Here is a 24,858-nt window from a genome sequence, read left to right as displayed (position 1 = left end):
TCTTCATTTTTCGGCGATGAATGCCCGCGACGGCTACCCGCGCGCGAGTTCCTGGATGGCGAGCAGCGCCCGCCGCAACTGCCCCAACTCCTCGGTGAACGACGACATGATCGTCTCCAGGCGGTGCCGAACGGTCCGCTCGTCCTCCAGTTCGGCTGCCAGACAGTCGTTCTCGACTTGCAGGGACCGCCGCCGTTCGATGACAGCCCGCGTCGCGTCGGCGGTCGACACCTGCTCGGCCACCTGCTGCTGAAATCGGCGGACGGCGCCGGAGTGCTGATAGACGACATCGCGGCGCAGCCCGGATTCGGCGATCAGATCACCGATCGTCCGGTCGCCGAGGGGCACGACCGAGGCCGTGTCGGTCAACAGCCGTGCCGCCGCGGCGGCGATCGCTGCCCTGTCGGCGATTCGGTCACGCCGGGCCCGCGCCATGCCGGTCGTTCGTCGCCGCCGCGTCGGCCAGGGTGTCGGCGACCCAGTCGATGACGACCGAGTCCTGGGGCAGCCGAGCATGTTCCACGTACCGGTTCGGCGCGAGATCCTGCAGGAAGACATTGGCCACGGCCGGTTCGTCGATGAACGAGGCCTGCCCGGCCGGGGTGACGACGAGGTCGTCCCGGGTAGCGAGCACCGCGTACCGGATGCCCGGAACCGTCACGGACGGGGTGGCGAGGCGCTGAATGAATGGCGAACCCGCCTGCAGATCGCGGCAGACCGGGCAGACGCCGGCGGCCAGGATGCCGTCCACGGCAGGCCGCGCGCCCGTGCCGTTCGACAGGTCGACCGCGCCATCGAGGGTCGTGCCGTGGGTCGCCGGAGCGAGCAGGACCTCGGTGTCGATCCGGTCCACCAGCGTCGGCTCCTTGGCCAGCGCCAGTGCGATCACCCCGCCCTGCGAATGCCCGACCAGGTCGACGCGCGCCGCGCCGGTCCGGTCGAGTACCAAGGTGACGAAATCCCTTGTCTCACCGACTGATCGCTCGATCGGCGCGTAGCCGTTGATCAGGCCGCCCGTCGCCGGGTCCTTGCCGTAGTCCAGCGCGTAGACGCAGTGTCCCGCCGCGGTCAGCCGAGCGGCGAGCGCGGCCAAGGCCTGCGTGCTGTCGGTGGTCCCGTGCAGCAGCACCACGGGATCAGGATGGGCCGCGGCCGGAACGCAGGCCCGATGATCGGCGAGCGGCCCGTCGGCCGCAGCGACCGCCGTGGCTCCGAGGATCGACGCCGCGGCCACGAGGGGCACCGCCGGGGACAACCACCGCATGGGTTGAGTCCTTCCCTTTTCACATACGTTTGTGTATCCACATCTAGTTGTGTATCCGATAGTGTGGCGTGCGCTACAGGTCGGTGTCAACCGAGCGGGTCTCCGTCTGAGACGCTGCGCTAGCCCATGGACCGATAGGACGCCGTCGTCGAATAGTCCATTCCATGGAATGAATATTCGGGCTCTGCCTGAAGCTGTTTTCCTGCATCTTTACGACATCTCGATTGATACCGTGGAGGAAGAATCAATCTGAGGGATGGATATCAGTGGCAGCCAGCGACCCAGCCACAGCGTTCGACCGTCTTGTGCGCGTCGAGACACTGCTGTGGACCCGACTCGATGAGCGTCTCCGGGCCGAGCACGGCATCCCGCTGTCGTGGTACGAGCCGATGCGGGTCGTCGAGGAGCTCGGGTCGGCCCGCGTCCGTGATATCGCGGACCGGTTGATCATCACCGAGGGCGGCGCCAGCAAGCTCGTCGATCGGCTGCAGAGCGTCGGCCATGTCGAGCGGAAACCGGATCCCGGCGACGGCCGGTCACACCGCATCGCGTTGACAGCATCCGGCGAGCAGGTGCTGGCGGCCGCGGGCGCCACCGTCACCGATGAACTGCACCAGCGCATCGGCACCGTCCTCGGCTCGGGTGCGCTGGCCCAGCTGGATGCGGCGCTCGAACTGTTGCGCGTCAGCAATCTCGGCGACCCACATACCCCCTGACCTGCGGAGAACACATCCGATGGGACAACACGATCGGTCGATCGAGGCCGCGGCGACCTCGGCGGCCGCCGCCCGGCTGCTGACCCGCACGCCACTGATCTCGACCTCGGGAAAACTGACCGTCAGCAAACTCGTCATCGAGTCCGGCCTGTCCCGGCATGCGGTCTACCGCCACCGGTGCATCGTCGAGCAGTTTCGCGAGACCGCGGCCCGAAATACCGCACCCCAGGACGTTTTACGCGACACCATCGACCAGTGCAGCGCGCTCGAACGAGAGCATGCGGCGACTGCGCCAGGAACTCCGAGACGAGCGGGCGATTGGACAGCGGTGGCGCGCCATGGTCACCAGCACAAACACCGAGCTCTTCCGACTGCGCCAGAGCCCCGCCACCATCGCCGACCTGGCCAGACCGATCCCCCGGCACCGGCCGTCCGGACGCAAACTGTCCGGGACAGTTGACGGTCAAGTTCGACGGCCGCTGCGCGGCGTCGCATGACGCGGCCGATCGACGCCGTCGCGACTCGAGTCGGTGCGCCATGGACGCGCTGCGGTCGCTGTCCTGTTATCGAACAGAGACCACGGCATCCCGATGCGCGACAGCTGTCACGTCAGGATCAGCGGTTCGGCCAGGTCTTCGGCGAAGACGGTCGCGTACCTAAGTGTGATGCGTCATATGTGGAGCGTTTTGGACCAGCGTGATGAGGCGGGTGAACCGCAGTGTCCAAGGCGCACTGTCGGAATCGCGGCGACGGAGCCGACGGGAGCAGATCCGATACACAGATCGCGTGATAGGGCGCGAGGTGCGTTGTACGTCCCTCAACAAGGCTACGGGCGCACCTCGCCACGACTACTCGATCACGTACCTCTCGCGCACGACCTCTTTCACGAGTGCCCAAATCAAATGCGACTCGGATCGATTGGACGCGATCTCGATGCCAGCTGTCGAAGAGCCGGCCGCAGCAATGAGTCTCGATCGGAGAGAGTGGCGAACGACTACGGCGACGAGCGCTTGTTCATGAATCCCAAGGACGGGCGCTCGACATCACACCCGGGTCTCATCTCATTCGGCTGCACCCTTGCGTGGATGTCGAAAGGCGATCTCACCGCGTCGGACTGCGTTACCGCTGCGCTGTCTGTAGGTCGCTGGCGGCATCCCGTACATATCTTTGAATGCGCGACTGAAGTGGCTCGCATCTGCGAAGCCGAACCTGGACGCGATCGAAGCAACCGGGATGTCGGTGCGGCACAACTCCGCCCGCGCCCGCACGATCCGGCGTCGGCGAACCATCGCGCCAAGGGATTCACCAGACTCAGCGAAGGCCCGGTGCACCGTTCGCACCGAGACTGCGTGTGCCGCGGCGACTGAAGCCGGGGTGATCTCGTCGAACAGATTGCGCTCGATCCATTGCTCAATCGTCGCGCGAAGCGCAGCCACGGAACTGCAGGCAGAGGCGCCGACATCCGGACGTAGTGCGCCGGACAAAAGCTCGAGGGTGGCGTTCCGGGCGGAAGCCAGAGCCGTGCCCGACAGGTCGGCGACGGACTCGGTCAGCGCGTCGATGAAGTGTGACAGCAGTCGGGTGGCAGGCCCACTCTGGCGCGCAACGACGCCCAGCGGCCCTAACGACACACCGAGGTCTTTGAAGGTCGCCTCAGGAATGAGCAGTACCCGCTTGCTGACGTTGTCGTCGAAGTCGAACCGGACTGGTCGGCGAGTGTCCCACACCGCCAAGTCACCGGGCCTGAGCGCGATTCCGGCATCGCCCTGCGACATTTGCTCCACGCCGCCCCGGATCGCCGCAACCGCTACGAGATCGGTGGCTGCACGCGCAATCGACCGCCTGGTCCGCGAAAGCGTGAGGGGTCCGCAGTGGAAGTCGACAAGAAGGATCTCGTCAAGCGGCGTGTGCCGGTGCAAGTGCTCCGATGCGACGCGAGGGCGGGCCGGTACCGATGCCTCGAGAGCGATCCCGATATTGGATATGGCTTGTTCCCATTGTGCAGCACGCGTCGCCGTCGAGTGGCCGTCGATCTCGACTATTTCGGCACCCGTATCAGTCATTCGATCTGCCCCTTTTGAACGTGATCCCAAGACGGTCTGTAAACGGCGACCGGCGCCGTCTCGGGTGTGTCGAGGCCGCTTTTGCTCAGGGCCGAGGATCACATGGTGATTGTCAACCAGTCCACCGCGGACGTCGAGACGACCGCGGTGGTGACCTGGAGTGTCGGGGTCAGCGTGGCGCCATGCGGATCGCCCCGTCGAGACGAATGGTCTCACCGTTGAGCATGGGGTTGCTGATGATGGATTCCACCAGAAGGGCGTACTCGGCGGGGTTACCGAGACGGGATGGGTGCGGCACCTGGGCGCCGAGCGCTTCCTGCACATGACCGGGGAGGGTGCCGAGCAGCGGAGTCTTGAACAGACCTGGGGCGATGGTGTTCACCCGGATTTGAAGTGACGCGAGGTCACGGGCGATAGGGAGTGTGGCACCGACGATGCCGCCCTTGGATGCCGAATACGCGGCCTGTCCGATCTGTCCCTCGAATGCCGCGACGGATGCAGTGTTGATGATTACACCGCGCTCGCCATCGACGGGCTCGTTCGTCGACATCGCATGCGCAGCAAGGCGAATGACGTTGAAGGTGCCGACGAGGTTGACCTCGATGACCTTCTTGAACGCAGCGAGGGGGAACGGCCCAGTTTTGCCAACGGTCTTGACGGCATTGCCGATGCCTGCACAGTTCACGGTCACGCGCAGGGTGTTGTCGGCATTGGCGAGGGCAACAGCCGAGAGGACGGCATCTTCGTCGGTGACGTCGGCAGGAGCGAATTGCACGGCGTCGCCCAGCGCGTCGAGTGCCTCGGTATTCGCGGTGGATAGGTCGAGTGCGACGACGCGCGCACCAGCTTTGGCAAGCGCGGTCACAGTGGCCAGACCGAGCCCGGAGGCGGCGCCGGTGACGAGGGCTGTGTTTCCTGCAATGTCCATGTCGTTGACTGCTTTCTGGGTGAGAGGAAGGTTAAGAAAGTCGTTCGATGATCGTGACGTTGGCTTGGCCGCCGCCCTCACACATCGTCTGCAGCCCATAACGGCCGCCAGTGCGTTCGAGTTCGTGGAGCAGCGTCGTCATGAGTCGAGTGCCGGTCGCACCGATCGGGTGTCCGAGCGCGATCGCGCCGCCGTTCGGATTCACCCGTTCTGGATCGGCGTCGAGTTCGTTCAGCCAAGCCATGACCACCGGAGCGAACGCTTCGTTGATCTCGACGACATCGATGTCATCGATGGTCAGGCCGGTCCGCTGCAATGCCCGCTGGGTCGCGGGAATCGGGGCGGTGAGCATGAGAACGGGGTCAGCGCCGAGAACGGTCAGGTGGTGGATGCGGGCACGGGGGGTAAGGCCGAACCGGTTCACGGCATCGTGGGATGCGATGAGCACCGCCGACGATGCGTCGGAGATCTGGCTCGACACAGCGGCGGTCAGGCGTCCTCCCGGGGAGAGAGTGCGGAGCGCCGACATCTTCTCCGCAGAGGTGTCCGCGCGTGGACCTTCGTCCGAGGTCACACCTGCGAAGGGGGCGATCTCGGCAGCGAACCGGCCCGCATCGATGGCATGCAGCGCGCGGCGATGGCTTTCGAGCGCAAACTCCTCCATTGCGGATCGCTCGAGACCCCATTGCTCGGCGATCATCTCGGCGCCCCGGAACTGGGAGATCTGTTGATCGCCGAATCGGGCCCGCCACGTTCGCGATCCGGAGTACAGATCCGGTGAGCCGTAGGGCTCGCCCGCGGTGATCGCCGACAGCAGCGGGAACTGGCTCATCTTCTGTACCCCGCCCGCGACGATCAAGTCGGCCGTCCCGCTCATCACAGCTTGTGCGGCGAAATGTACCGCTTGTTGCGACGATCCACACTGACGGTCAAGGGTGACACCGGGGACCGATTCGGGTAGTCCGGCGGCGAGAGCTGCGGTGCGGGCGATGTCGCCGGCCTGTGCACCGATGTTGTCGAGGCAGCCGAAGATGACGTCGTCGATTCCGGTCGGGTCGATGTCGTTGCGCCCCACAAGAGTGGCGATGACGTGCGCGGCAAGATCGATCGGATGGGTTTCGGCGAACCCTCCCCCGCGTCGGCCGACGGGCGTGCGCACAGCGTCGATGATGTATGCGTCGGGCATGAGGCCTCCGGACAGAGTCGTATTCACAAGATGTGCGGTGGTCGGGCACGGACATAGGCCTCGACGTCCACGCTCAACACCGGCCGGGCTTGGCCATCGGTCAGCTCGGCCGCGGTAGTGACGAGGGCCCGATCCCGGTCGTCGAAGGTGACATCCTGGACAACCACGGTGCCGGTGAGCGTGTCCCCCGGCCGGACGGGCCGCAGAAACCGGACCTCGCGCAGTCGTCGTCCGGCGATCACGCTCCAGCCGGAGAACACGTCCAGGACCGCGAGCCGCTGATACACCGCGAGGGTGTGCAGGCCACTGGCAATGAGCCCCTCATATGCCCCGGCCTCAGCTACGTCCTTGTCGACGTGGAAGCCCTGGGGATCCCACAACGCGGCGAAGTCGACCAGAGCGCGCTCGGAAATCGTGTACGTACCCAGCCGGTACTGGCGACCCACCTCGATGTCTTCCCCATACACCACACCGGACTGGACGGTGTCGAAGTAGTCGGTCACTGCGCACGCACCTCCGCCCGGAGAACGTGTTTGAGGATCTTCCCCGATGGGTTGCGAGGGATCGACCGGAGTACGAGGTCACGCGGCAGCTTGTAGTCGGAGACATACTCGGCCGCGAACACGCGGAGATCGTGCAGCGTCACCTCTCGTCCTTCGACCGGTGACACGACGGCGACGATAGTCTCGCCGAACGTGTCGTCGAGGCGGCTGACGATCGCGACGTCCTGCACGTCCGGATGCGCTGCGAGCGCGTTCTCGACCTCGACGGAATAGACGTTGCGGCCTCCGGTGATGATCATGTCCTTGAGGCGGTCGACGATGGTGATGTATCCGTCCGCGTCCCGGACTGCCATATCCCCGCTGTGCAGCCAGCCACCGCGCAGCGTCTCGGCCGTAGCGTCCCGGTTGTTCCAGTATCCCTTCATGATGGTCTCACCGCGCACGATCATCTCGCCGGTTTCGCCGACGGCGACGTCGTTGCCGTCGAGGTCGACGAGCCGCACCTCGGCGTTGGTGATTGCCCACCGCCCCGTGGCGTCGGGACGTGCCTTCACATCATCGGGTGTCGAGTAGATGCCGGTGGGGCCGCCTTCGGTCTGGCCGCACAGCTGAAAGAAGCCCACGTCCGGCAGGGTCGCAACGAGCTTCTCGACCGCGCTCGGCGGCATCGGTGCGGCTCCGAAGAACCCGAGCCGCCACGCCGACAAATCCCGGTCCGGCAGATCGGGCAGCGTCAACAGCATCTGATACATCGTCGGCACACCCAGGAACACGGTGACGCGGTGGTGTTCGAGTGCGTCGAGCACTGCGTTGGGCTCGAATGCCGGCAGCACCACATGCGTAGTGCCCATCGAGAACCCGGCCAGCACCATGAGTACGAGTTCGGCGCAGTGATACATCGGTGCTACGTGCAGCTGCCGGTCGAACGAGTTTAGCCCCAGTGCGCTCATCGAGTGTCCGACCCAAAGCATTCGATGGTGGTCGAACAATGCGCCCTTGGGTGATCCTGTGGTGCCCGAGGTGTAGATGATCATGCAGTCGTCGTGCTCGACGACCTCGACTGACGGCTCACCATCCGGCATCTCCGCGGTGAGCTGAGTGAAGTCGTCAAAGCCGGCCGCTCCGTCCAGCGAGTAGATCCTGGCGGTCGGCTCCGGACCGAGTTGGATCAAACCCCGGACGGCGCTGTCGGTGTCACCGCCGAACAGCAGCATGCACGCGCCGGAATCGTCTAGCAGATATCGCAATTCACGCGCTGTCGCACGCGGGTTCAGTGGGACGGCGATCGCGCCGACCTTCAACGCCGCGTACAATGCGAGCAGGAAGCGGTCGGAGTTCGGCGACAGTACTGCCACACGATCGCCCTTCGTCACACCCAGAGACAGCAGGGCGTGGGCGTACCGATTGATGTCCGCATTCAATTCGCGGTAGCTGCGTTCGGTCTTGCCGAACACAAGCGCGCATCGGTCCGGGTGTCGACGCGCATTGATCGACAGTTGTCCGCCGAGTGTTGCCATGGTTTCTCCGTCAATTGACTGACTGACTTCAGGGTTGGTGGTGGATTTCGCCCGCGCGAGGCAGCGGCGATAAACCTTCGAAGCCCGGAAGGGACCGAAACTTCGATCTGTGGGCCATGTCCTCGCTCCCCGAACCAATTTCGAGGCGCCAAGCGTTGACTCGGGCCGCGCCTCTCTGTCATTTGCAGCTCGCGGTGCAGCCGGGCGGCGAGTGCGCTGGCGCCGGCCTCCAGCTGTGGGTCGGAATTCGTCAGGATGCGAGCCCGGTACTCTCACGGCTTCGGTTGCGCGGAATCGCTCACCGAGCAAGACCGTGGCGCTGACGAGGGACACGCCGGACCGCGGTGGTGCGCCCGGTGACCACGGGGACCGTGGGACCGGTGGCCGCTCGGTTACAGCGTCCGCCCGATCAGCACCTTCATGATCTCGTTGGTGCCGCCGTAGATCTTCTGCACGCGTGCCGCCGCATACATCTGTGCGATGGGGTACTCCATCATGTAGCCGTAGCCGCCGAAGATCTGCAGGCAGCGGTCGATGATCTCGACCTGTCGCTCGGAGCCCCACAGTTTGGCCATCGACGCGGTCGCGGCATCGAGCTTGCCGTCGATGTACTGGGTGATGCAGTGGTCGATCAGCGTCTTACCCGCCAGCACCTCGGTCTTGCATTCGGCGAGGACGAACTGAGTGTTCTGGAAGTCCAGGATGGGCTTACCGAACGCTTGACGCTCTTTGGCGTACTTGATGGTCTCGACAACTGCGGCTTCGGCCATCGCGATTCCCGAGACGCCCAGGATCAAGCGTTCTCGGGGGAGTTGCTCCATCAGCTGGTAGAAGCCCTGGCCTTCGACCCCGCCGAGCAAGTTCTCGGCAGGTACCCGCATGTCGGTGAACGACAGCTCGCGGGTGTCCTGACCGTGCTGGCCGATCTTGTCGAGCACTCGCCCTCGCTCGAATCCCTCGAGATCCCGGGTTTCGGCGACGAGCAGTGAGATGCCTTTGGCGCCGGCCGACGGGTCGGTCTTGGCGACGATGACAAGCAGGTCGCAGTGAGTTGCGTTGGAAATGAAGGTCTTCGAGCCGTTGACGACGTAGTGGTCGCCGTCGCGGATCGCGGTGGTGCGGACCGCCTGCAGATCCGAACCGGTGCCCGGCTCGGTCATGGCGACACCGATGACCATCTCGCCGCCGGCCATCTTCGGGATCCACCGCTTCTTCTGCTCTTCGGTGGCGTAGGCGGCGATGTAGTGCGCGACGATCGTCGAGTGCACATTGAAGCCGAAGGCGGTGTCGTGGGCGAGGGCGAGTTCCTGCTGGACGACCGCTTCGTGGCCGAAATTGCCTCCGCCGCCGCCGTATTCCTCGGGCAGACCGAGGCAGAGCAGTCCGGCGGCTCCAGTTCTGGTCCAGAATTCGCGGTCCACCTGGTGCTGGCGGGCCCATCGTTCCTGGTTGGGGGTGGCTTCCTTGCGGAAGAACTCGGCGGCGTGCTTGCGCAGCACCGCCTGATCGTCGGTCTCCCACGGGGATCGGTAGTCGGGGAACAGTTCGCTCATGACGGGTCTACTTTCCGGTGAATTCGGGCGCGCGTTTGCCGAGGAACGCGGCTTGGCCTTCGTGGCTGTCCGCGGAGCGGAGGGCGATGTCGAAGTTGCGCTTCTCGTGTTCGAGTCCTTGCGACAGTGACGTCTCGAAAGTGCGCACCGCAGCGTCTTTGGCGAGCGCGACGGCCAGCGGTGAGTTCCTCGCGATACGTTCGGCCATCTTCAGTGCGTGGGCGAGTGCTTCGCCGTCCGCGACGACGTCGGCGACGATGCCGGCGTCGCAGGCCTTCCGGGCCGAGACGAGGTCACCTGTCAGCAGCATCGCCATGGCTTTGGACTTGCCGACGGCGTGGACGAGTCGTTGTGTGCCGCCACCCCCGGGGATGACACCGAGTTTGACTTCGGGCACGCCGAACTTCGCGGATTCGCCGGAGATGACGATGTCGCAGGCCAGCGCCAGTTCGCACCCGCCGCCGAGCGCGAGGCCCTCCACGGCCGCGATGACCGGTTTGGGGTAGGTGCCCAGGTCGGCCCAGAGGGTGCCACCCAGGGCAGGCCGGTCACCGAGCAACGGTTGGGCGCGCAGGGTGTCGAAAGCGGTGATATCGGCGCCGGCGCAGAACACCCCGCCGGCGCCGGTGAGCACGACGGCGCGCACGGTGTCGTCGACGCGCAGGCGGGCGAGTTCGGTGTTCAGTGCCGTGAGGAGTTCCTCGTCGAGGCTGTTCTTCGCGGCGGGCCTGCACAGTTCGAGGACCGCTACCGCGCCCTGTCGCGTGCTCTGCAGGACTGTGGTGTTCATCGTGTCTCCGTGTAGATGTCGGCGTGGCGCGCGCGCAGTACCTTCTTGTCGAGCTTGCCGACGCTGGTGCGGGGCAGGTGGTCGACGTACAGGACGATGTCGGGTAGCTGCCACTTGGCGAACTGGCCCGCGAGCAAACCGTGGATCTCCTCGATCGGAAGCTCGTCACCGTCGACGGTGACGACGAGCGCGACGGGACGTTCCTGCCACTTCGGGTGATCGACGCCGATCACGGCGGCCTCGGAGACCTTGGGGTGTCCGACGATCGCGTTCTCCATGTCGATCGACGAGATCCACTCGCCGCCGCTCTTGATGACGTCTTTGAGGCGGTCGGTGAGCTTGAGGTAACCGTTGGGGTAGATCGTGCCGACGTCTCCGCTACGCCAGTAGCCGTCGAGGAACCGGTCGGCATCATCGTCGAGACGGTGGTAGCGCTCGGTGATCCACGGTCCGCGCAGCAGGATCTCGCCTTGGCTGGTGCCGTCGTGCGGCAGGTCGTTGCCGTCGGCGTCGACGATGCGGATGTCGACGCCGTTGACCGGCAGACCCTGGCATCGCTTGAGGTTCCACTTCTCGTCGTCGGAGATCGTGCCCTGCAGTGAACGTTTGAGACCCATGTTCACCGCGACGACGGGCGTGGTCTCGGTAGCGCCATAGGCGTGGATGATGTCGGCTCCGGCGATGTCGTAGAACTCGCGCATCAGCGAGAGCGCGGGTTCGGTTGCGCCCGAGAGCAACCGGGCGCGGCTGAAGTCCGGCGTGACGTCGAGGGTCTTGATGTAGTCGAGCATCGGCTGGAAGATCGCGGGCGCACCGTTGGCGACGGTGACCTCCTCGGCGATCATCGCCTCGACCAGCACCGAGGTGTCCTCTGCCTGGTAGCGGCCGGGGAGCACGATCTTGGCGGCGCTGTAGACCGCGGACTGCGGCAGACCCCAGCTCTGCCCGTGGAACATCGGCGTGATGAGCATGGCGGTGTCGTCGCCGCCCATCCGCAGATTCGCGGCCTGTGCCATGGTGTGCAGATAGATGCCGCGGTGGGAGTAGTAGACGCCCTTCGGCCGCCCGGTGGTTCCGGTGGTGTAGCAGGCGCTGTACGCGGAATGCTCGTCGATGACCGGCCAGTCGTAGGAGTCGGCCGCCTGTTCCATCAACTCCTCGAAATGGCGAACGTTCGGCAACGACGTGACGATCTCCGACAGCGGTTTGTCGGTCATGACGACCCACTCGCGCACCCCAGTCGCCGTGGTCGCCAACGCCTCGGCGACCGGCAGCAGCGTCTCGTCGACGAGCACGACCGACGCACCACTGTGGGCGGCGACGTATCCGAGGTCTTCCGGCGCCAGCCGAAGGTTCATCTGCAGCATCACCGCGCCGGTGCCCGGGATCGCCCAGTACAGCTCGAAGTGCCGCTTACTGTTCCAGTCCAGGATTCCCACCACGTCGCCGGCGCTGACACCGAGCGAGCCGAGCACGTTCGCGGCGCGCTCGATCCGGGTGAACGCCTCGCCGTAGGTGTAGCGGTCCCAGCCGCCGTCCGGGGTGCGGAAGACGATCTCCTGCTCCGGGTAGGTGCGTGCCGAATGGCGGATCAGGGTCGTTGTGTTGAGTTGGTAGCTGTCACCATGGGTCGAGGGCAAGCCCCGGACGATCTCGGCGGTCATTTCGCGCCCTCTCGGATTCGTTCGATGATGGTGGTGTTGGCGGTGCCTGTCGCCTCACAGATCGTCTGCAGGCCGATGTTCGCGCCACTGCGCTCGAGTTCGCAGAGCAGATCGGTGAGCATTCGCGCACCGGTGGAGCCGAGCGGATGGCCGAGCGCGATCGAGCCGCCGTTGACGTTGAACTTGTCGTCGGGCACGCCGAACTCGCTCTGGAACATCAGCGGCACCCCGGCGAAGGCCTCGTTGACCTCGAACAGGTCGATGTCGTCGACCTCGAGCCCCGCGCGCGTCAGCGCCTTGTGGGTGGCGTCGCAGATGGCGGTGAACTGGATGACCGGATCCGCCGCGGCGACCGACAGAGCTCGGAACCGGGCCCGTGGGGTGAGTCCGTGCCGCTCGGCGAACGCACGGTCGGCGATCAGCAGCGCGGCGGCGCCGTCGCTGAGCTGTGAGGAATTGGCGGCCGTCGTTCGGCCGTTCTCCGCGAATACCGAAGTCAGCGAGGCGATCTTCGCGGGGTCGACGTGTTCGCGGATCCCTTCGTCAGCGGTGACCAGCGGGGATGACGGATCGGCCGGATCGCGACGGATCGGTACCAGCTGATCAGCGAACCGGCCCGCGCGGGTTGCCGCGAGGGCCCGCTGGTGGCTGCGAATACTGAAGGCGTCCAGGGTGTCTCGGCCGAGGTCGAACTTCTCGTTCAACAGTTCGGACGAGGCGCCCTGCGCCATCAGCCCACCGTCGTACCGGGCGAGCTCACGTGGACTGTACTGGGGGCCGAGCGGAGCGCCGGGCACCATCGCCGGGGGCATCGGCACCTGCGACATCGACTCCACACCGCAGGCCACGACGAGGTCGTGGGAACCGGCCATGACGGCCTGCGCGGCGAAACTGACCGCCTGCTGCCCCGATCCGCACTGCCGGTCGATCGTCACCGCGGGTACCGACTCCGGGAACCCGGCGGCCAGGACCGCGTGCCTGCCCAGGTTTCCGCTCTGCTGTTCCTGCTGCAACACGCACCCGGCGATCACGTCTTCGATGAGAGCCGGGTCGATGGCCGCCCGCTGGACCAGTTCGGCGAGGGTGGCGCCGAGCAGATCCACCGGATGCCACCGGCTGAGGGCGCCGCCGCGGCGGCCGACCGGGGTCCGCACGGCACCGACGATCACTGCTTCTCTGACGCTCATCCGGCTACTCCTGCGTGTGTACGACGAATTTCGTTGATCGGTATGTCTTTTCGGGTAGCGAGGCTCACCCAATGAGCGGTCGGGCGGGCGCGGAACACCTGCTCGAGTTCCTCGCGGGTCGTGGCACCGACAGCGGCGGTGAGCCGAGCACGAAAATGTGGCTCGATCGCCGCGACGGCCACGTGGCCGTCCGCCGTCGAGTAGATGCCGTACGCGGGATCGGCGCCGCCGAGCGGTGCGTCGTGACCCATCAGCCGGTGCCGCACAGCCGCACCGGCATCGGCCGCCGCATCCTCGAGGACGATGCGCCGAGACTCTCCCCTGCCCGTGCGCTGACGGTTCATCAGCGACAGCAATGCCGCGGCGATCGCCCGTTCCGCGCCGAGCAGGTCGGCCACCGGCACGGTCGGCATCGTCGGCGGAGTCAGCGTGCCGTGGGCGGCCTGATAGGTCAGGTCATGACCTGGGGCTTCGGCGAGTTCTCCGTCATGGCCGACGATCTCGACGATCGAGAGCTCCGGAAAACGCCGCCCGATGTCGTGCAATCCGAGACGTTTCGTCGCGGATGGTCGCATCGCGGTGACGAGAAGATCCGACTGCGCGAGCTCACGGTCGAACAAGGCCCGCTGATCTGGAACCTTGAGGTCCCATCGGACGACCGTTTGCCCGGAGACGAGGTCTGCGTACCAGCGCGGCGCCGCGGAGGCCAGCGGATCTCCGGTCGGCGGCTCCACCTTGATCACCTGCGCCCCCAGCGCGCACAGCCGCGCGACCGCGAGCGGACCGGGCAGGTTGATGGCGAGCGAGACAACACGCACGCCGGCCAGTGGCAAATCTTGTGACAACGAACACTCCCTTCACTGCAATACAACTGTACAGCTTCAAATGCAGATGTAAAGGGAATGGGGTGATCTGTATCATCCATGCTCATGACAGGTGGACAACCGTGACCGACCCCCGCGCCGGCGTCAACGACCTCACGGCAAAAGCGAAGATCCGGAATGCTGCCCTCGATCTCTACGCCGAACAGGGCGAAGACCGCGTTTCGATGCGCGCCGTCGCGGCCGCGGCGGGCGTCACGGTCGGACTGGTTCAGCATCACTTCAAAACCAAGGACGGACTGCGCAACGCTGTCGAGCAACTGGTCGTGGACTATCACGCGCAAGCCATCGCAGATGCGCCCGGCGACGGCTCGCCCGCAGAAGTAGCCGCCGCGCGCGACGAGGCGGTTCGGCGGATGCTCGAGGACCATCCGCCAGTCGTGAACTACCTGCGTCGAGTTCTCCTCGATCCAGCCGGCGCCCACAGTCGACTCCTGGCGCGGCTCACAGAGCTGAGCCGGACCGAGGTGTCCAAGCTCCGCGAGGCAGGCAGCGCCTCCACCCGGAGATCCGAAGCCACCCAAGTCGTCGGCCTCATGATCCGCCAACTAGGGCACCTATTCCTCCAGCCCATGGTCGACTCGATGTGGGAACAACTGGCAACTCCGGAGACACCGGAGACGAGCAAACCCAAGTTGAAGGTACTCATCGAGACCGTCGAGTGACTCCGTAACCCGACCTCCGCGAAACGGGCGAGCTCGTCCCACGCTACGTCCGCGGCTCACGGCCAGGGTGTCGTAGCAACAATCTCGGTTTGCCGCTCAAACAGCGTGGTGATCTGGCCGGCGCCGAGTCCTGATACCGCAAAGCCTCAGAGGCCGGAAACAACGACGCGATGCCCAATCTCGGCATTCTGCTCGGCGAGCGTGACGGCGGGTGACGGATCGAGAGGTTCTACTAACGCGGCGCGGTGTCCCCGATACGGCGCCGCGCTCCCTGCGGACGGTGTTCGTAAGCGACCGTTTTCGAACACGCCGAAACCGAGCAGATGCTGGATCAACTCGAATCCCGGGCTCCTGTCACGACCTAGTGACCTTGATCTCGCCCTGATCGCTGACGATCTCAACATGCGCCTTAACCGAACGCAGGTAATCCCATGTCTCGCAATCGAACTGGTTACCGACGACGACCTGAACGGAACCGGGACAGGTCACCCGGCCCACTGGCTTGTCCCCCACGCCCTGCAACCGGGTTGCCACCAACTGTTCCAGCGCCGCCTGGTCCAGCACCCGCGGTGGTTCGGCTGGGTCGAGATCGGCGCCCGCCACCTTCACCGTCACTACCACCGCGCACACGGCGACCACAACCGATGAGACGGCCATGATGATCCGGGCAACACTCTGCTGATCAGCCACCCGATATTCCTAACCGCCCTCCATCCCGCTGGCAAGAGCCATCAGTACCGGACAGTCATGCCGCTCTCTCTGCGCACTGTGCGGTTATCGAGCATCGGGCCCTCCAGCAGGCTGACATCGTTACAGGCCTGGCGGACGAAATCGAGAAATTGACCCACCGAGGCGCTGGAGTTACCCATGGCCCTGAGCGATGCACACAGCAAGGTCAACCGAACTGCCTCGTGGGGCCAAGGTGATCTGTCACGGGCATTGGGCCAGCGTCGGGTTTCAGATCAGCGCTTGATCGTCTCGATAGACATCGACTACCGTTCGATGCGATCGAACACACCGAATCGGTAGATCTGCCGCACTGAGGGGTTCAAGTCCCCCCTCGCGCACAGATTCCCTTCGTTTACATCACGTCGTGAATGCTTCGCCTATGGGCGCCGGGCGGTCCGGTCACCTCCCAGACGTTCCGAGAGCTCCGGGGAACCCCGTCGACCGTTGGACAAGGACAGCCCATCGACGCAGAACCAGTGCGCCGCAATGCGATCGATGGTCTCCAGGCCGACCGGCCGCCCCGATGGTGATCGTCCGACCGGTCCCGGCTAACCGGACTCTGCACCGAGCGTCGTGGCGGCGTCGGCTGTTCTCTTCGCCGGGATGAACACCGTGATGAGGACCGCCAGCACCGCCGCGGCGCCGGAGACGAGAAACGCCACGACGAATCCCTCGCGCGAGGGCAGCCGATCCCCTGCGACGCCGACTGTCAGGTTCGCCAACACCGCGCTCATGACCGCGGCCGAGGTGGAGGTGCCGATGGCGCGCATCAGGGCGTTCAATCCGTTGGCCGCGGCGGTTTCGGTGACCGGCACGGCGCCCATGATGAGGGCGGGCATGGCGGAGTAGGCCAGGCCGACACCGGCGGCGACGGTGCAGGCGGCGAGGACGATCTGCCACACCGCGCCCGTCCACAGGGTTGCGCTCAGGTAGCCGAGGCCGAGCACCGACGCGCCCAGGGCGAGGGTCAGCTTGGGGCCGCGGGCGGCGGTGACGCGGGCGGACACTGGGGAGAGCAGCATCATCAGCAGGCCTGTCGGGGCGAGCGCGAGGCCGGCCTCGATCATCGAGAGGCCGAAGCCGTGGCCGGTCGCGGTCGGTGCCAGGAGCAGTTGCGGGAAGGTCAGCGACATGCCGTAGAGGGCGAAACCGACCGCGATCGAGGCGAGGTTGGTGAGCAGCACGCGCGGGCGTGCCGAGACGCGCAGGTCGACCAGTGGAGCGGTGCGGCGCAGTTCGTACCAGCCCCAGAGCAGTGCCGCGACCGCGGCCAGCGCGGACAGGCCGAGGACGCGCCTGCTCGACCAGCCCCACGCGGTGCCCTTGGTGATCACGACGAGCAGGGCGACCAGGGTGACCGACAGGCCGACCGCGCCGAGGTAGTCGAACCGGGCGGGCGTGCGCACCGGTGATTCCGGTACCAGCGTGAACACCAGTACCGCGCAGACCGCGCCGAGCCCGGCCGAGGTCCAGAACAGCACGTGCCAGTGCGCGTGCTGGGCGATCACCGCGGCCAGCGGCAGGCCGACCGCGCTGCCGACACCGAAGGTCGCGCTCATCGACGCGATCGCGGAGCCGACCCGCTCCGGCGGCAGTTCGTCGCGCATGATGCTGATGCCGAGCGCGATCGCGCCGGTGGCGAAGCCCTGCAGGACGCGACCGACGATCACCGGGGCGAGCGAGGAGGCCAGCGCGCAGACCAGGGAACCGGTCACCAGCATCAGCAGGCTCACCAGCACCATGCGCCGCTTGCCGAACATGTCGCCGAGCCTGCCGCTGATCGGCATCGCCACCGCCCCGGCCAGCAACGTCGCGGTGACCACCCAGGAGGCATTGGTGGCGTCGGTGCCGAGCAGGCCGGGCAGCAGCGGGACGATCGGGATGACCAGGGTCTGCATCAGCGAAACGACGATGCCGACCGTGCCGAGCGCCGCGACCAGGACCGCGGGACGCGGAATCCGCCGAGACTCCGCCGGCGATCCTGCGGGTCTGTCGGCGATGAGGCTCACGCTTGCGCACCCTACCCACGGCCGCGGCGGCGTCGAGGGGACCGTCCTGCTCACCGGGCATCGGTGTATCACCCCACGGTGGCGGGCAAACTCCCGGCACGGGCACAATGGACTCGATGAAGCCCTGGCCCGCAGCAATGACCACCCACGACGGCGCGACCGTCGGCCCGGGCCCGGCCGACCTCGAGGACCTCCGCGTGCTGCGCGAACAGTTCGTCGACTTCATGCTCGGCTACAAGTTCGCCATCGACGAGATCACCACCAAGATCAACATCCTTCGCGAGGACTTCAACAGCAAGCACGAGTACAACCCGATCGAGCACGTCCGCTCCCGGCTCAAGTCCGTGGAGAGCGTCCTGGAGAAGGTGCAGCGCAAGAACTACCCGATGAACCTGGCCGCCATCCGGGAGAACGTGCTCGACATCGCCGGGGTCCGCGTCGTGTGCAGCTTCATCTCCGACATCACCACGATCAGGGACATGCTGGTGAGCCAGGAGGACATCACCCTGCTCGAGGAACGCGACTACATCACCCACCGCAAACCCAACGGCTACCAGAGCCTGCACCTGATCGTCTCGATCCCGGTGTTCCGGTCCGACCGCACCGAACGCATGCCGGTCGAAATCCAGATCCGCACCATTGCCATGGATTTCTGGGCCAGCCTGGAACACAAGATCTACTACAAGTACCGCGGCGAGGTACCCCCGAACCTGCGCAGCGACCTGGCGCAGGCCGCCGAGGTGGCCACCCAACTCGACGCGAAGATGGAGGCGTTGCACCGGCAGGTGGATCGGGGTGCGCCCGCCCGCAGCGGGCCGTTGGATTCGCTGGATCTCGGCATGTTGTACAACAGCCTGGCCGCCGAGAATTCCGCCCACCGGCGAACGAATCACTGGTGACATCCCCGCTGCTCCAGCCGACGCCCCAGCCGAGATGGCACTGATCGAGGGCGGCCTGATCACTGCGCGAGCGGACCGCCGGTGCACGGCGGGAGACGGGTTGGTCCGGCCGTCTTCGGGTTTCGGCATCGTCGTCCGGTGCCCGGCCATCGGCGCTACCCCACGTTTGTCCGTGGATCGGCCGGGTAGGGCATCGGCATGACTATGACCGCTCCTGTGCAGGAACTGTCTCCGCGACGGATGGATCTGTGTGATCGGCACTTGGAGGCCGTGGTTCGGGACATGGTGGGGTATGACGAGCGGCTGCGGGGGCTGGACTTGCGGGTCGAGTTCCGGGGTGGGGTCGCGCATCTGACCGGGGAGGTGGCCGATGCGGCGGAGCTGCGGACCGCGCGCGGGTTGATCGGGGGGCTGGCGGGGGTGCTGGCGGTGTGGGATCGGGTGCGGGTGGCGGGGCGGGAGCCGCGGATCCTGGATGTGGGGTGTGGGGAGACCAAGCAGTATCCGGGGAACGTGGGGGTGGATGTGCGTCCGGTGCCGGGGGTCGACGTGGTGGCGGATCTGCGGGGCGGGCTGCCGTTCGACGACGCGTCCTTCGACCGGGTGTTCGCGGTGCACGTGCTCGAGCACCTGGCGGATTTCCTACCGCTGGTGGACGAGTGCCGCCGGGTGCTGCGGCCGGGCGGAATCCTGCACGTGCTGTCGCCGTGGTGGCGTTATGTGAACGCGGTGGCCGATCCGACGCATCTGCGGCTGCTGGATGTGCAGACGTTCAAGGGGATCTGCACGCGGGATCCGGCGTGGTATCCGCTGCACGCGGGGTGTGACGGTGCGAGCATCTTCGCGGATCTGGAGAACCGCGGGAGCCCGGTCACGCCGGACCCCGAGCATCTGGCGCGGTTCTTCGACTGAGCCGAAGACGCTGGGGCGGAGACGGACTGGGCCCACCTCGGTCCACCTCAGCGCGTGCGGATCATGCCTTCCTGCAGGACGGTGGCCAGGTGGCGGCCGTCGCGGGTGAAGAAGCGGCCTGCGTTGAGGCCGCGGCCGTCGTCGGCGGCGACGGCGTCCTGGACATAGAGCAGCCAGTCGTCGACGGGGCCCTGGCGGTGGAACCACATGGCGTGGTCGAGGCTGGCGGTGACCAGGGCGGGATCGGCCCAGGGCAGGCCGAGCACGCGCAGGGTCGGTTCGAGGATGGTGTAGTCGCAGACGTAGGCGAGGGCGGCGAGGTCGCGCTGGTCCGCGCGCAGGCCGTCGACGGGCCGCAGCGGATCGAACGGCTTCACCCAGACGGCCTGGTGCGGGGTGCGCTCGCCGTCGATCTCCAGGTAGACCGGGCCGGGGACGTGCCGCATGTCGAAGCTGCGGCCCGCCGACCAGTACGCCTTGGACTCCTCGGTCATCGAACCGCCGCTGCGGTCGCGCAGGTAGTCGGCCGAGCTGGGCAGGCTGCCGGGGTCGGGGACGGTCTCGGTGAGGGTGGCGGCGTAGCTGCCGCCGGGTTCGCCCGCGGCGAAGTTGGCCAGGCCGACGTAGATGGGTTTGCCGTTCTGGTAGCCGCGGACCTGGCGGGTGCTGTAGCCGCGGCCGTCGCGCAGGATCTCGACTTCGTAGCGCACGTCGGCGCCGATGTCGGCCGGGCGCAGGAAGTAACTGTGCATGGAGTGCATGGCCTTGGCGTCGGTGACCGAACGCATCGCCGCGACCGCGGCCTGGGCGACCAGGTCCCCGCCGTAGGCCTTGGGCCACGGGCAGGGCTGGGTGGTGGCGGTGAAGGCGAGGTCGAAGTGTTCGGGGTGCGCCGGGGTGAGGGTGATGGCGGCGGTGAAGATCCCCGAGGTCGTCATGGTGTCGGTCATCAGCTGCTCCAGCCGGTCGAACGTCTCGGACTCCGGTGGGACATCCACCGGTCGCCTGAATATAGCGTATATGTGACGAAAGTCTTGCAGTTGACATATTTCCGCCGTTCTCCCGTGGGGATCCGCAGGTCAGCAGGCCACCGGCGTTGTCTCGGCGAGCCCTACCATCGCGCTTCGTGGCCGGACCGGCGGTGACGTATGGTGCAGGCATGACGGCTGAGCTCGAACCGACCGGCGCGGGTACGGCAGGCGGCCGGGACACTCGCCTCGCCCAGTTCATCATCACGATCTTCGGCCTGTGCGCCCGTGCGGAAGGCAACTGGCTCTCCGTCGCGTCGGTGGTCGCGCTGATGGCCGACCTCGGCGCGGAGGGCCAGGCCGTCCGTTCCTCCATCTCCCGGCTCAAGCGCCGCGGTGTGCTCGTGAGCGAGCGGCACGGGGGCGCGGCGGGCTACTCGCTCGCCCCGCAGACACTGGAGGTGATCGCCGAAGGCGACATCCGCATCTTCCACCGCACCCGCGCCACCGAGGACGACGGCTGGGTGGTCGTGGTGTTCTCGGTGCCCGAAACCGAGCGCGAGAAGCGGCATTCCCTGCGAACCACGTTGACCCGCCTGGGTTTCGGCACCGCGGCCCCGGGGGTGTGGGTGGCGCCCGGAAACCTGGTGCGCGAGACCGAGCAGACCTTGCAGCGCCGCGGATTGTCCTCCTACGTCGACCTTTTCCGCGGCAGGCACCTCGGCTTCGGCGACCCGCGGGAGAAGGTCACCACCTGGTGGGATCTGGACGAGCTCACCGCGCTCTACACCGAGTTCCTCCAGCAGTACCGGCCGGTGCTGTATCGGGTGACCAGCGAAACCGTCACCGCGCGTGAGGCTTTCCAGCTCTACGTGCCGATGCTCACGCAGTGGCGACGGCTGCCCTACCGCGACCCGGGCATCCCGCTGTCGCTGCTGCCGCCCGCCTGGCAGGGCGAAGCCGCGGGCACGCTGTTCGATCAGCTCAACGAGGTGCTCAACCCGCTGGCCCACAAGCACGCGCTCGCGGTGATCCACGGCAAACGCCCCCAGGTCAGCTGATCGGTTCGCCTTCGCCGGTGGACCGATTCGGCCTCCGGTCACGATCGCCACCAGCGGCACCTCCCCATAGCGGGCGGTCGGCGCGACACCGGGCAGCATCCAGTCGATCTCGCGGTCGTGGGTGAAGCAGGACAACTGCTCCGCGACGATGCGGTCGGCGCCGATCATCCGCGAGATCGGGATGGCCTCGGTGTCGGCGGGATCGCTGTGCGCGAAATGGTGGGCGTAGAAGCGGGACAGGGCACGCAGGCCGACGCCACCGGCCTGGTTGTCCCTGGCCCGCAGCGCGACGACGGTGACGGCGAAGTGCGGCCGGGTCGGCGGCGAAGCGTTCGCCGGCGGATTGCACGACAGCGATGTAGGTGCCCGTGGCGGCGGTCCTTTCGGCCGGATCACGCCGGCGCGGTCGGTTCAGGCGAAGTCGGGATGGTCGGCGGCGATGCGATAGCCGCCGGAGTGGAACACCAGGGGCGCGCCGTCGCTGGTGTCGAAGTGCTCGACCTCGCCGATGAAGATGATGTGGTCGCCCGCCTCCACCCGCTGCACCGTGCGGCACTGGAAGCGCGCGATGCTGCGATCGAGCAGCGGCACACCGGCGATGCCGTCGCGGTAGGCGACGTCGGCGAACTTGTCCGGCGCCGGGGTGGCGAACTGCCGGGACAGCTCGTGCTGATCCGCGGCGAGCACGTTCACCGCGAAGTGGCTGGCGGCGATGAGGTCGGGCAGGCTCGGCGCCTTCTTCGCCGGGCACCACGCGATCAGCGGCGGATCGAGCGACACCGAGGTGAACGAATTGGCGGTGACGCCGATCTTGCGGCCGTCCGGCGCACGGGTGGTGACCACCGTGACGCCGGTGGCGTACTGGCCGAAGGCGTTGCGCAGGGCGCGCGGGTCGACGGAACGGTCGGCGGCGCGCACGGCCGCGAGCATCCGCTCGGCGTCGCCGGGGTCGAACCACCAGTCGTGCAGCGTGCTGGGGTCGTCGAAGCCGGCGGCGAACAGCGCCGCCACCGCGGGCTCCTGCGCCGCCACCGGGACGAGGTCGACCACGTGGGCGGGCAGGCCGGCCAGCACCCGGTTGGTCCAGGCCACCGACCAGCGCCCCCAGCTGCGCCAGAACGACTCGAAGGTCTCGTGCATCCACTCGGCGTCGAACGGCCGCGCACCGCGGTGCAGCACCGCGTCGAGATAGCTGCCGGCGGCGTGCACGGCGTTGTTGGCGCCCTGGGCGGTGACCGGGTCGTTGAGCACCACCGCGTCGGCGAGGCCGAGCACCGGATGGCCGGAGGCGGTGTAGGCGACGGGCTTGCGCACGGTCGGGGTGAGCCTGCCGCGCAGCACGGCGCCCTCGTCGGTGAGTTCCACGGACCGGGCGCGGGCGGCGACGGCGGGGAACACCTCCTCGAGCACCTTCTGGCAGCGGCGCAGGTGTTCCTCGGGCCCGGTGACGTCCTCGAAGCGGTCCATCGGCCCGCCCGGCACGCCTTCGAAGACCAGGATCGAGCACGGCCCGGTGGTGGTCAGGGCGGGCAGGGTGATCAGCTCCCCCACCCCCGGCGCGACGGTGATCGTCAGCTCCGCGCCGGTCTCGTCGGGCAGCAGGCCGTGCACGTAGGCGACGGCCAGCGCCCGCTGCGGGCGGTCGTAGGGCGAGCGGACCGCGTCGCGCACGAACATCCGGCCCAGGTCACCGGTGCCGGTCGCCACGATGGTCAGATCATGGTGTCCGGCAAGGACATCGAGACCGGCCGGGTCGATGTCGGCGACCCGGAAGTCGCCGCCCGCGGCGACGAAGTCCTCGATCAGCGCGGCACAGGCCACCCGTTGATCGACCGATTGCGCCGGTGCGTCGAATCCCGAGACCACCGTGCCGACCCCGTCGACGGTCAGCGCCAGCCGGTCGATGGGCGGTGCGGCGAGGCCGCCGTCGACGAGGCGGTCGAGCACCCGCACCGCCGACCCGAACAGGCACTGGCTCGACAGCACCCCGCCCGCGCGCACCTGGTCGGGATCGCGGTCGCCGATCAGGGTGACCGCGCAGCCGTGCCTGCGCAGCCCCAGCGCCACCAGGGCGCCCGCCTGACCGGCGCCGACGATCGCGATCCGCCGCTGCGCGCTCATGCCGCCACGGCGAGGTCGTCCAGATACGACTTCGCGCTGTCGGGGTCCATGAACCAGTGGAAGAAGTCGCGCGGGTCGTCGAAGCCGTTGGCGAAGCGACGCGCGATGCGCGGATTGGCGCCGGCCGCCCCGAGCAGTCGCAGTACGTGCTCCGGCGGCGGCACGAGCAGCGCGTTGGTCCAGGTGGCGACGTAGCGGGCGTAATCCCAGTACCGCTCGAAGGTGTCCTGCATGAACGCCCGGTCGAAGGGGCGGTCGCCGTGTTCGAGGATGCTGGCCAGGTACGACGAGGCGCACTTGGCGGCGTTGTTGGAGCCCTGGCCGGTCACGGGGTCGTTGAGCACCACCACATCGGCCATGCCGAGCACGGTCGCGCCGGAGGGCAGCACGCCGACCGGGCGGCGCACGGTGGGCGGGAAGCGCCCGGCCAGCACGCCGAGGTCGTCGGTGAGTTCCAGCTCGCGGCACCGTTCGGCCTCCCACGGCAGGTAGGTGCGCACGACGCCGAGCGCGAGCTCGAGATGCTGCTGCGGGTCGGTGACGCCGTCGAAGCAGTCCATCGGGCCGCCCGGCACGCCCTCCATGACCATGATCTCGCAGGGACCGGTGGTGGTCAGCGCCGGGAACACGAAGTACTCGCCGATGCCGGGAATCATGTTGAACGACACCGCGGAGAACGGCTCGCGCGGTGTCATGCCGCGCACGTAGGTGAGCGCGAGCGCGCGCTGCGGGGTGGCGAAGGTGGAGCGTTCGGCGTCGCGGTCGAACAACTTGGCGATCTCGCCCTTGCCCGCGGCGACCAGCACCAGATCGCTCGAGCGCGCGTAGTCCTCCAGGTCGTCGACGGTCGCGTCGTGGATGTCGAGAACGCCGCCGCGCGCGGTGAATTCGGCCATCCAGCGCGGCATCTTCACCCGCTGGTCCACCGACTGGGCGGGCAGGTCGAGCCGCGAGTCCCAGGAGATGGCTCGCCCGCCCGCGCCGTCGGGCACGGTGAAGCCGATGCCTTCGACGTCGGGGCATTCGCTGCCCCAGAAGTCGATGCCGAGCACGCGTTCGCGCGCCAGCGAGGAGCCGAACATGCACTGGCTCGAGGTGACCCGCCCCTGGTGGATCTGCTCCGGGGTGCGGTTGGAGACCATGCGGACCTCGTAACCGGCCGCGAGCAGCCCGAATCCGAGCTGCAGGCCGGATTGTCCTGCGCCGACGATGGTGATGGAAGGCATCGGTGTGGTTCCTTTC

23 protein-coding genes are annotated in these 24,858 nt (G+C 67.2%); 5 read left to right on the top strand and 18 right to left on the bottom strand.

What is annotated here, in order from left to right; genetic code table 11:
* Positions 1 to 33: 33 nt before the first annotated feature.
* Positions 34 to 369: a hypothetical protein gene (locus CRM89_RS28390; protein ID WP_127516343.1), complete on the bottom strand. Its 336-nt coding sequence runs from the start codon at positions 367 to 369 to the stop codon at positions 34 to 36.
* A gap of 46 nt (positions 370 to 415) precedes the next feature.
* On the bottom strand, positions 416 to 1,264 hold the full coding sequence (locus CRM89_RS28385) for a triacylglycerol lipase (protein WP_098086713.1): 849 nt from the start codon (positions 1,262 to 1,264) through the stop codon (positions 416 to 418).
* A gap of 305 nt (positions 1,265 to 1,569) precedes the next feature.
* Here CRM89_RS28385 and CRM89_RS28380 point away from each other — a divergent pair, with 305 nt between their 5' ends.
* On the top strand, positions 1,570 to 1,980 hold the full coding sequence (locus CRM89_RS28380) for a MarR family winged helix-turn-helix transcriptional regulator (RefSeq protein WP_253805106.1): 411 nt from the start codon (positions 1,570 to 1,572) through the stop codon (positions 1,978 to 1,980).
* 1,061 nt (positions 1,981 to 3,041) lie between these two features.
* Here the strand turns inward: CRM89_RS28380 and CRM89_RS28375 are convergent.
* The 10 genes from CRM89_RS28375 to CRM89_RS28330 form a co-directional block, all read right to left on the bottom strand.
* Positions 3,042 to 4,043: a helix-turn-helix domain-containing protein gene (locus CRM89_RS28375; protein WP_098086712.1), complete on the bottom strand. Its 1,002-nt coding sequence runs from the start codon at positions 4,041 to 4,043 to the stop codon at positions 3,042 to 3,044.
* Positions 4,044 to 4,212: 169 nt separating this feature from the next.
* A complete protein-coding gene (locus tag CRM89_RS28370; RefSeq protein ID WP_098086711.1) occupies positions 4,213 to 4,971 on the bottom strand; it encodes a 3-hydroxyacyl-CoA dehydrogenase in 759 nt (252 codons plus the stop codon).
* Positions 4,972 to 5,002: 31 nt separating this feature from the next.
* Positions 5,003 to 6,157: an acetyl-CoA C-acetyltransferase gene (locus CRM89_RS28365; RefSeq protein ID WP_098086710.1), complete on the bottom strand. Its 1,155-nt coding sequence runs from the start codon at positions 6,155 to 6,157 to the stop codon at positions 5,003 to 5,005.
* 23 nt (positions 6,158 to 6,180) lie between these two features.
* Positions 6,181 to 6,660 (bottom strand): MaoC/PaaZ C-terminal domain-containing protein, encoded by a 480-nt coding sequence (locus CRM89_RS28360; protein ID WP_253805105.1) that lies wholly within the window; start codon positions 6,658 to 6,660, stop codon positions 6,181 to 6,183.
* The gene (locus CRM89_RS28355) at positions 6,657 to 8,177 is read right to left on the bottom strand and encodes a class I adenylate-forming enzyme family protein (RefSeq protein WP_098086709.1); all 1,521 of its coding nucleotides are present in this window, start codon (positions 8,175 to 8,177) and stop codon (positions 6,657 to 6,659) included. The genes CRM89_RS28360 and CRM89_RS28355 overlap by 4 nt, the downstream gene beginning before the upstream one ends.
* 392 nt (positions 8,178 to 8,569) lie before the next feature.
* Complete coding sequence (locus tag CRM89_RS28350) at positions 8,570 to 9,730, bottom strand: acyl-CoA dehydrogenase family protein (RefSeq protein WP_098086708.1); 1,161 nt, start codon at positions 9,728 to 9,730, stop codon at positions 8,570 to 8,572.
* A gap of 7 nt (positions 9,731 to 9,737) precedes the next feature.
* Complete coding sequence (locus CRM89_RS28345; protein ID WP_098086707.1) at positions 9,738 to 10,520, bottom strand: enoyl-CoA hydratase/isomerase family protein; 783 nt, start codon at positions 10,518 to 10,520, stop codon at positions 9,738 to 9,740.
* Entirely contained in the window at positions 10,517 to 12,184 is a 1,668-nt protein-coding gene (locus CRM89_RS28340) for a long-chain-fatty-acid--CoA ligase (protein ID WP_098086706.1), read from the bottom strand. Before CRM89_RS28340 ends, CRM89_RS28345 begins: the two co-directional genes overlap by 4 nt.
* Positions 12,181 to 13,371 (bottom strand): thiolase family protein, encoded by a 1,191-nt coding sequence (locus tag CRM89_RS28335; protein ID WP_098086705.1) that lies wholly within the window; start codon positions 13,369 to 13,371, stop codon positions 12,181 to 12,183. Before CRM89_RS28335 ends, CRM89_RS28340 begins: the two co-directional genes overlap by 4 nt.
* On the bottom strand, positions 13,368 to 14,216 hold the full coding sequence (locus CRM89_RS28330) for a CoA transferase (protein WP_098086704.1): 849 nt from the start codon (positions 14,214 to 14,216) through the stop codon (positions 13,368 to 13,370). Before CRM89_RS28330 ends, CRM89_RS28335 begins: the two co-directional genes overlap by 4 nt.
* A gap of 101 nt (positions 14,217 to 14,317) precedes the next feature.
* Between CRM89_RS28330 and CRM89_RS28325 the strand changes: the two genes are divergently transcribed.
* Positions 14,318 to 14,917, top strand: coding sequence for a TetR/AcrR family transcriptional regulator (locus tag CRM89_RS28325; RefSeq protein WP_098087157.1), 600 nt, complete (start codon positions 14,318 to 14,320; stop codon positions 14,915 to 14,917).
* 146 nt (positions 14,918 to 15,063) lie between these two features.
* On the opposite strand, the gene CRM89_RS30565 is transcribed toward CRM89_RS28325, so the two are convergent.
* From CRM89_RS30565 to CRM89_RS28315, 3 genes are all read right to left on the bottom strand, one after another.
* Positions 15,064 to 15,252 (bottom strand): hypothetical protein, encoded by a 189-nt coding sequence (locus tag CRM89_RS30565; protein ID WP_127516341.1) that lies wholly within the window; start codon positions 15,250 to 15,252, stop codon positions 15,064 to 15,066.
* A 19-nt stretch (positions 15,253 to 15,271) separates the two neighbouring features.
* Positions 15,272 to 15,607: a DUF4333 domain-containing protein gene (locus CRM89_RS28320; protein ID WP_098086703.1), complete on the bottom strand. Its 336-nt coding sequence runs from the start codon at positions 15,605 to 15,607 to the stop codon at positions 15,272 to 15,274.
* A gap of 587 nt (positions 15,608 to 16,194) precedes the next feature.
* Complete coding sequence (locus CRM89_RS28315) at positions 16,195 to 17,655, bottom strand: MFS transporter (protein WP_098086702.1); 1,461 nt, start codon at positions 17,653 to 17,655, stop codon at positions 16,195 to 16,197.
* A gap of 116 nt (positions 17,656 to 17,771) precedes the next feature.
* On the opposite strand from CRM89_RS28315, the gene CRM89_RS28310 reads away from it, so the two are divergent.
* Positions 17,772 to 18,554 (top strand): GTP pyrophosphokinase family protein, encoded by a 783-nt coding sequence (locus CRM89_RS28310; protein ID WP_371392040.1) that lies wholly within the window; start codon positions 17,772 to 17,774, stop codon positions 18,552 to 18,554.
* A gap of 198 nt (positions 18,555 to 18,752) precedes the next feature.
* Positions 18,753 to 19,466 (top strand): methyltransferase domain-containing protein, encoded by a 714-nt coding sequence (locus CRM89_RS28305; protein WP_306663634.1) that lies wholly within the window; start codon positions 18,753 to 18,755, stop codon positions 19,464 to 19,466.
* A gap of 47 nt (positions 19,467 to 19,513) precedes the next feature.
* Here the strand turns inward: CRM89_RS28305 and CRM89_RS28300 are convergent, their stop codons facing one another.
* A complete protein-coding gene (locus CRM89_RS28300) occupies positions 19,514 to 20,464 on the bottom strand; it encodes an acyl-CoA thioesterase II (protein WP_253805104.1) in 951 nt (316 codons plus the stop codon).
* Between the two features lie 161 nt (positions 20,465 to 20,625).
* On the opposite strand from CRM89_RS28300, the gene CRM89_RS28295 reads away from it, so the two are divergent.
* The gene (locus CRM89_RS28295; protein ID WP_011207781.1) at positions 20,626 to 21,495 is read left to right on the top strand and encodes a PaaX family transcriptional regulator C-terminal domain-containing protein; all 870 of its coding nucleotides are present in this window, start codon (positions 20,626 to 20,628) and stop codon (positions 21,493 to 21,495) included.
* A gap of 411 nt (positions 21,496 to 21,906) precedes the next feature.
* On the opposite strand, the gene CRM89_RS28285 is transcribed toward CRM89_RS28295, so the two are convergent.
* Positions 21,907 to 23,616, bottom strand: coding sequence for a flavin reductase (locus tag CRM89_RS28285; RefSeq protein WP_098086699.1), 1,710 nt, complete (start codon positions 23,614 to 23,616; stop codon positions 21,907 to 21,909).
* On the bottom strand, positions 23,613 to 24,842 hold the full coding sequence (locus tag CRM89_RS28280) for a styrene monooxygenase/indole monooxygenase family protein (RefSeq protein ID WP_060592884.1): 1,230 nt from the start codon (positions 24,840 to 24,842) through the stop codon (positions 23,613 to 23,615). Before CRM89_RS28280 ends, CRM89_RS28285 begins: the two co-directional genes overlap by 4 nt.
* Positions 24,843 to 24,858: the final 16 nt, after the last annotated feature.

The organism is Nocardia sp. FDAARGOS_372 (genome assembly GCF_002554515.1).
GTDB classification, from domain to species: Bacteria; Actinomycetota; Actinomycetes; order Mycobacteriales; family Mycobacteriaceae; genus Nocardia; species Nocardia farcinica.
Note: the sequence above shows the minus strand (reverse complement) of the source record. Positions and strands in the feature narration are given on the sequence as shown.

What these genes read in the sequence shown, in the direction of transcription:
- CRM89_RS28385 (WP_098086713.1), bottom strand. Translation starts at nt 1,264, where the DNA reads ATGCGGTGGTTGTCCCCGGCGGTGCCCCTCGTGGCCGCGGCGTCGATC.
- CRM89_RS28375 (WP_098086712.1), bottom strand. Translation starts at nt 4,043, where the DNA reads ATGACTGATACGGGTGCCGAAATAGTCGAGATCGACGGCCACTCGACG.
- CRM89_RS28370 (WP_098086711.1), bottom strand. Translation starts at nt 4,971, where the DNA reads ATGGACATTGCAGGAAACACAGCCCTCGTCACCGGCGCCGCCTCCGGG.
- CRM89_RS28365 (WP_098086710.1), bottom strand. Translation starts at nt 6,157, where the DNA reads ATGCCCGACGCATACATCATCGACGCTGTGCGCACGCCCGTCGGCCGA.
- CRM89_RS28355 (WP_098086709.1), bottom strand. Translation starts at nt 8,177, where the DNA reads ATGGCAACACTCGGCGGACAACTGTCGATCAATGCGCGTCGACACCCG.
- CRM89_RS28350 (WP_098086708.1), bottom strand. Translation starts at nt 9,730, where the DNA reads ATGAGCGAACTGTTCCCCGACTACCGATCCCCGTGGGAGACCGACGAT.
- CRM89_RS28345 (WP_098086707.1), bottom strand. Translation starts at nt 10,520, where the DNA reads ATGAACACCACAGTCCTGCAGAGCACGCGACAGGGCGCGGTAGCGGTC.
- CRM89_RS28340 (WP_098086706.1), bottom strand. Translation starts at nt 12,184, where the DNA reads ATGACCGCCGAGATCGTCCGGGGCTTGCCCTCGACCCATGGTGACAGC.
- CRM89_RS28335 (WP_098086705.1), bottom strand. Translation starts at nt 13,371, where the DNA reads ATGAGCGTCAGAGAAGCAGTGATCGTCGGTGCCGTGCGGACCCCGGTC.
- CRM89_RS28310 (WP_371392040.1), top strand. Translation starts at nt 17,772, where the DNA reads ATGAAGCCCTGGCCCGCAGCAATGACCACCCACGACGGCGCGACCGTC.
- CRM89_RS28305 (WP_306663634.1), top strand. Translation starts at nt 18,753, where the DNA reads ATGACTATGACCGCTCCTGTGCAGGAACTGTCTCCGCGACGGATGGAT.
- CRM89_RS28295 (WP_011207781.1), top strand. Translation starts at nt 20,626, where the DNA reads ATGACGGCTGAGCTCGAACCGACCGGCGCGGGTACGGCAGGCGGCCGG.
- CRM89_RS28285 (WP_098086699.1), bottom strand. Translation starts at nt 23,616, where the DNA reads ATGAGCGCGCAGCGGCGGATCGCGATCGTCGGCGCCGGTCAGGCGGGC.
- CRM89_RS28280 (WP_060592884.1), bottom strand. Translation starts at nt 24,842, where the DNA reads ATGCCTTCCATCACCATCGTCGGCGCAGGACAATCCGGCCTGCAGCTC.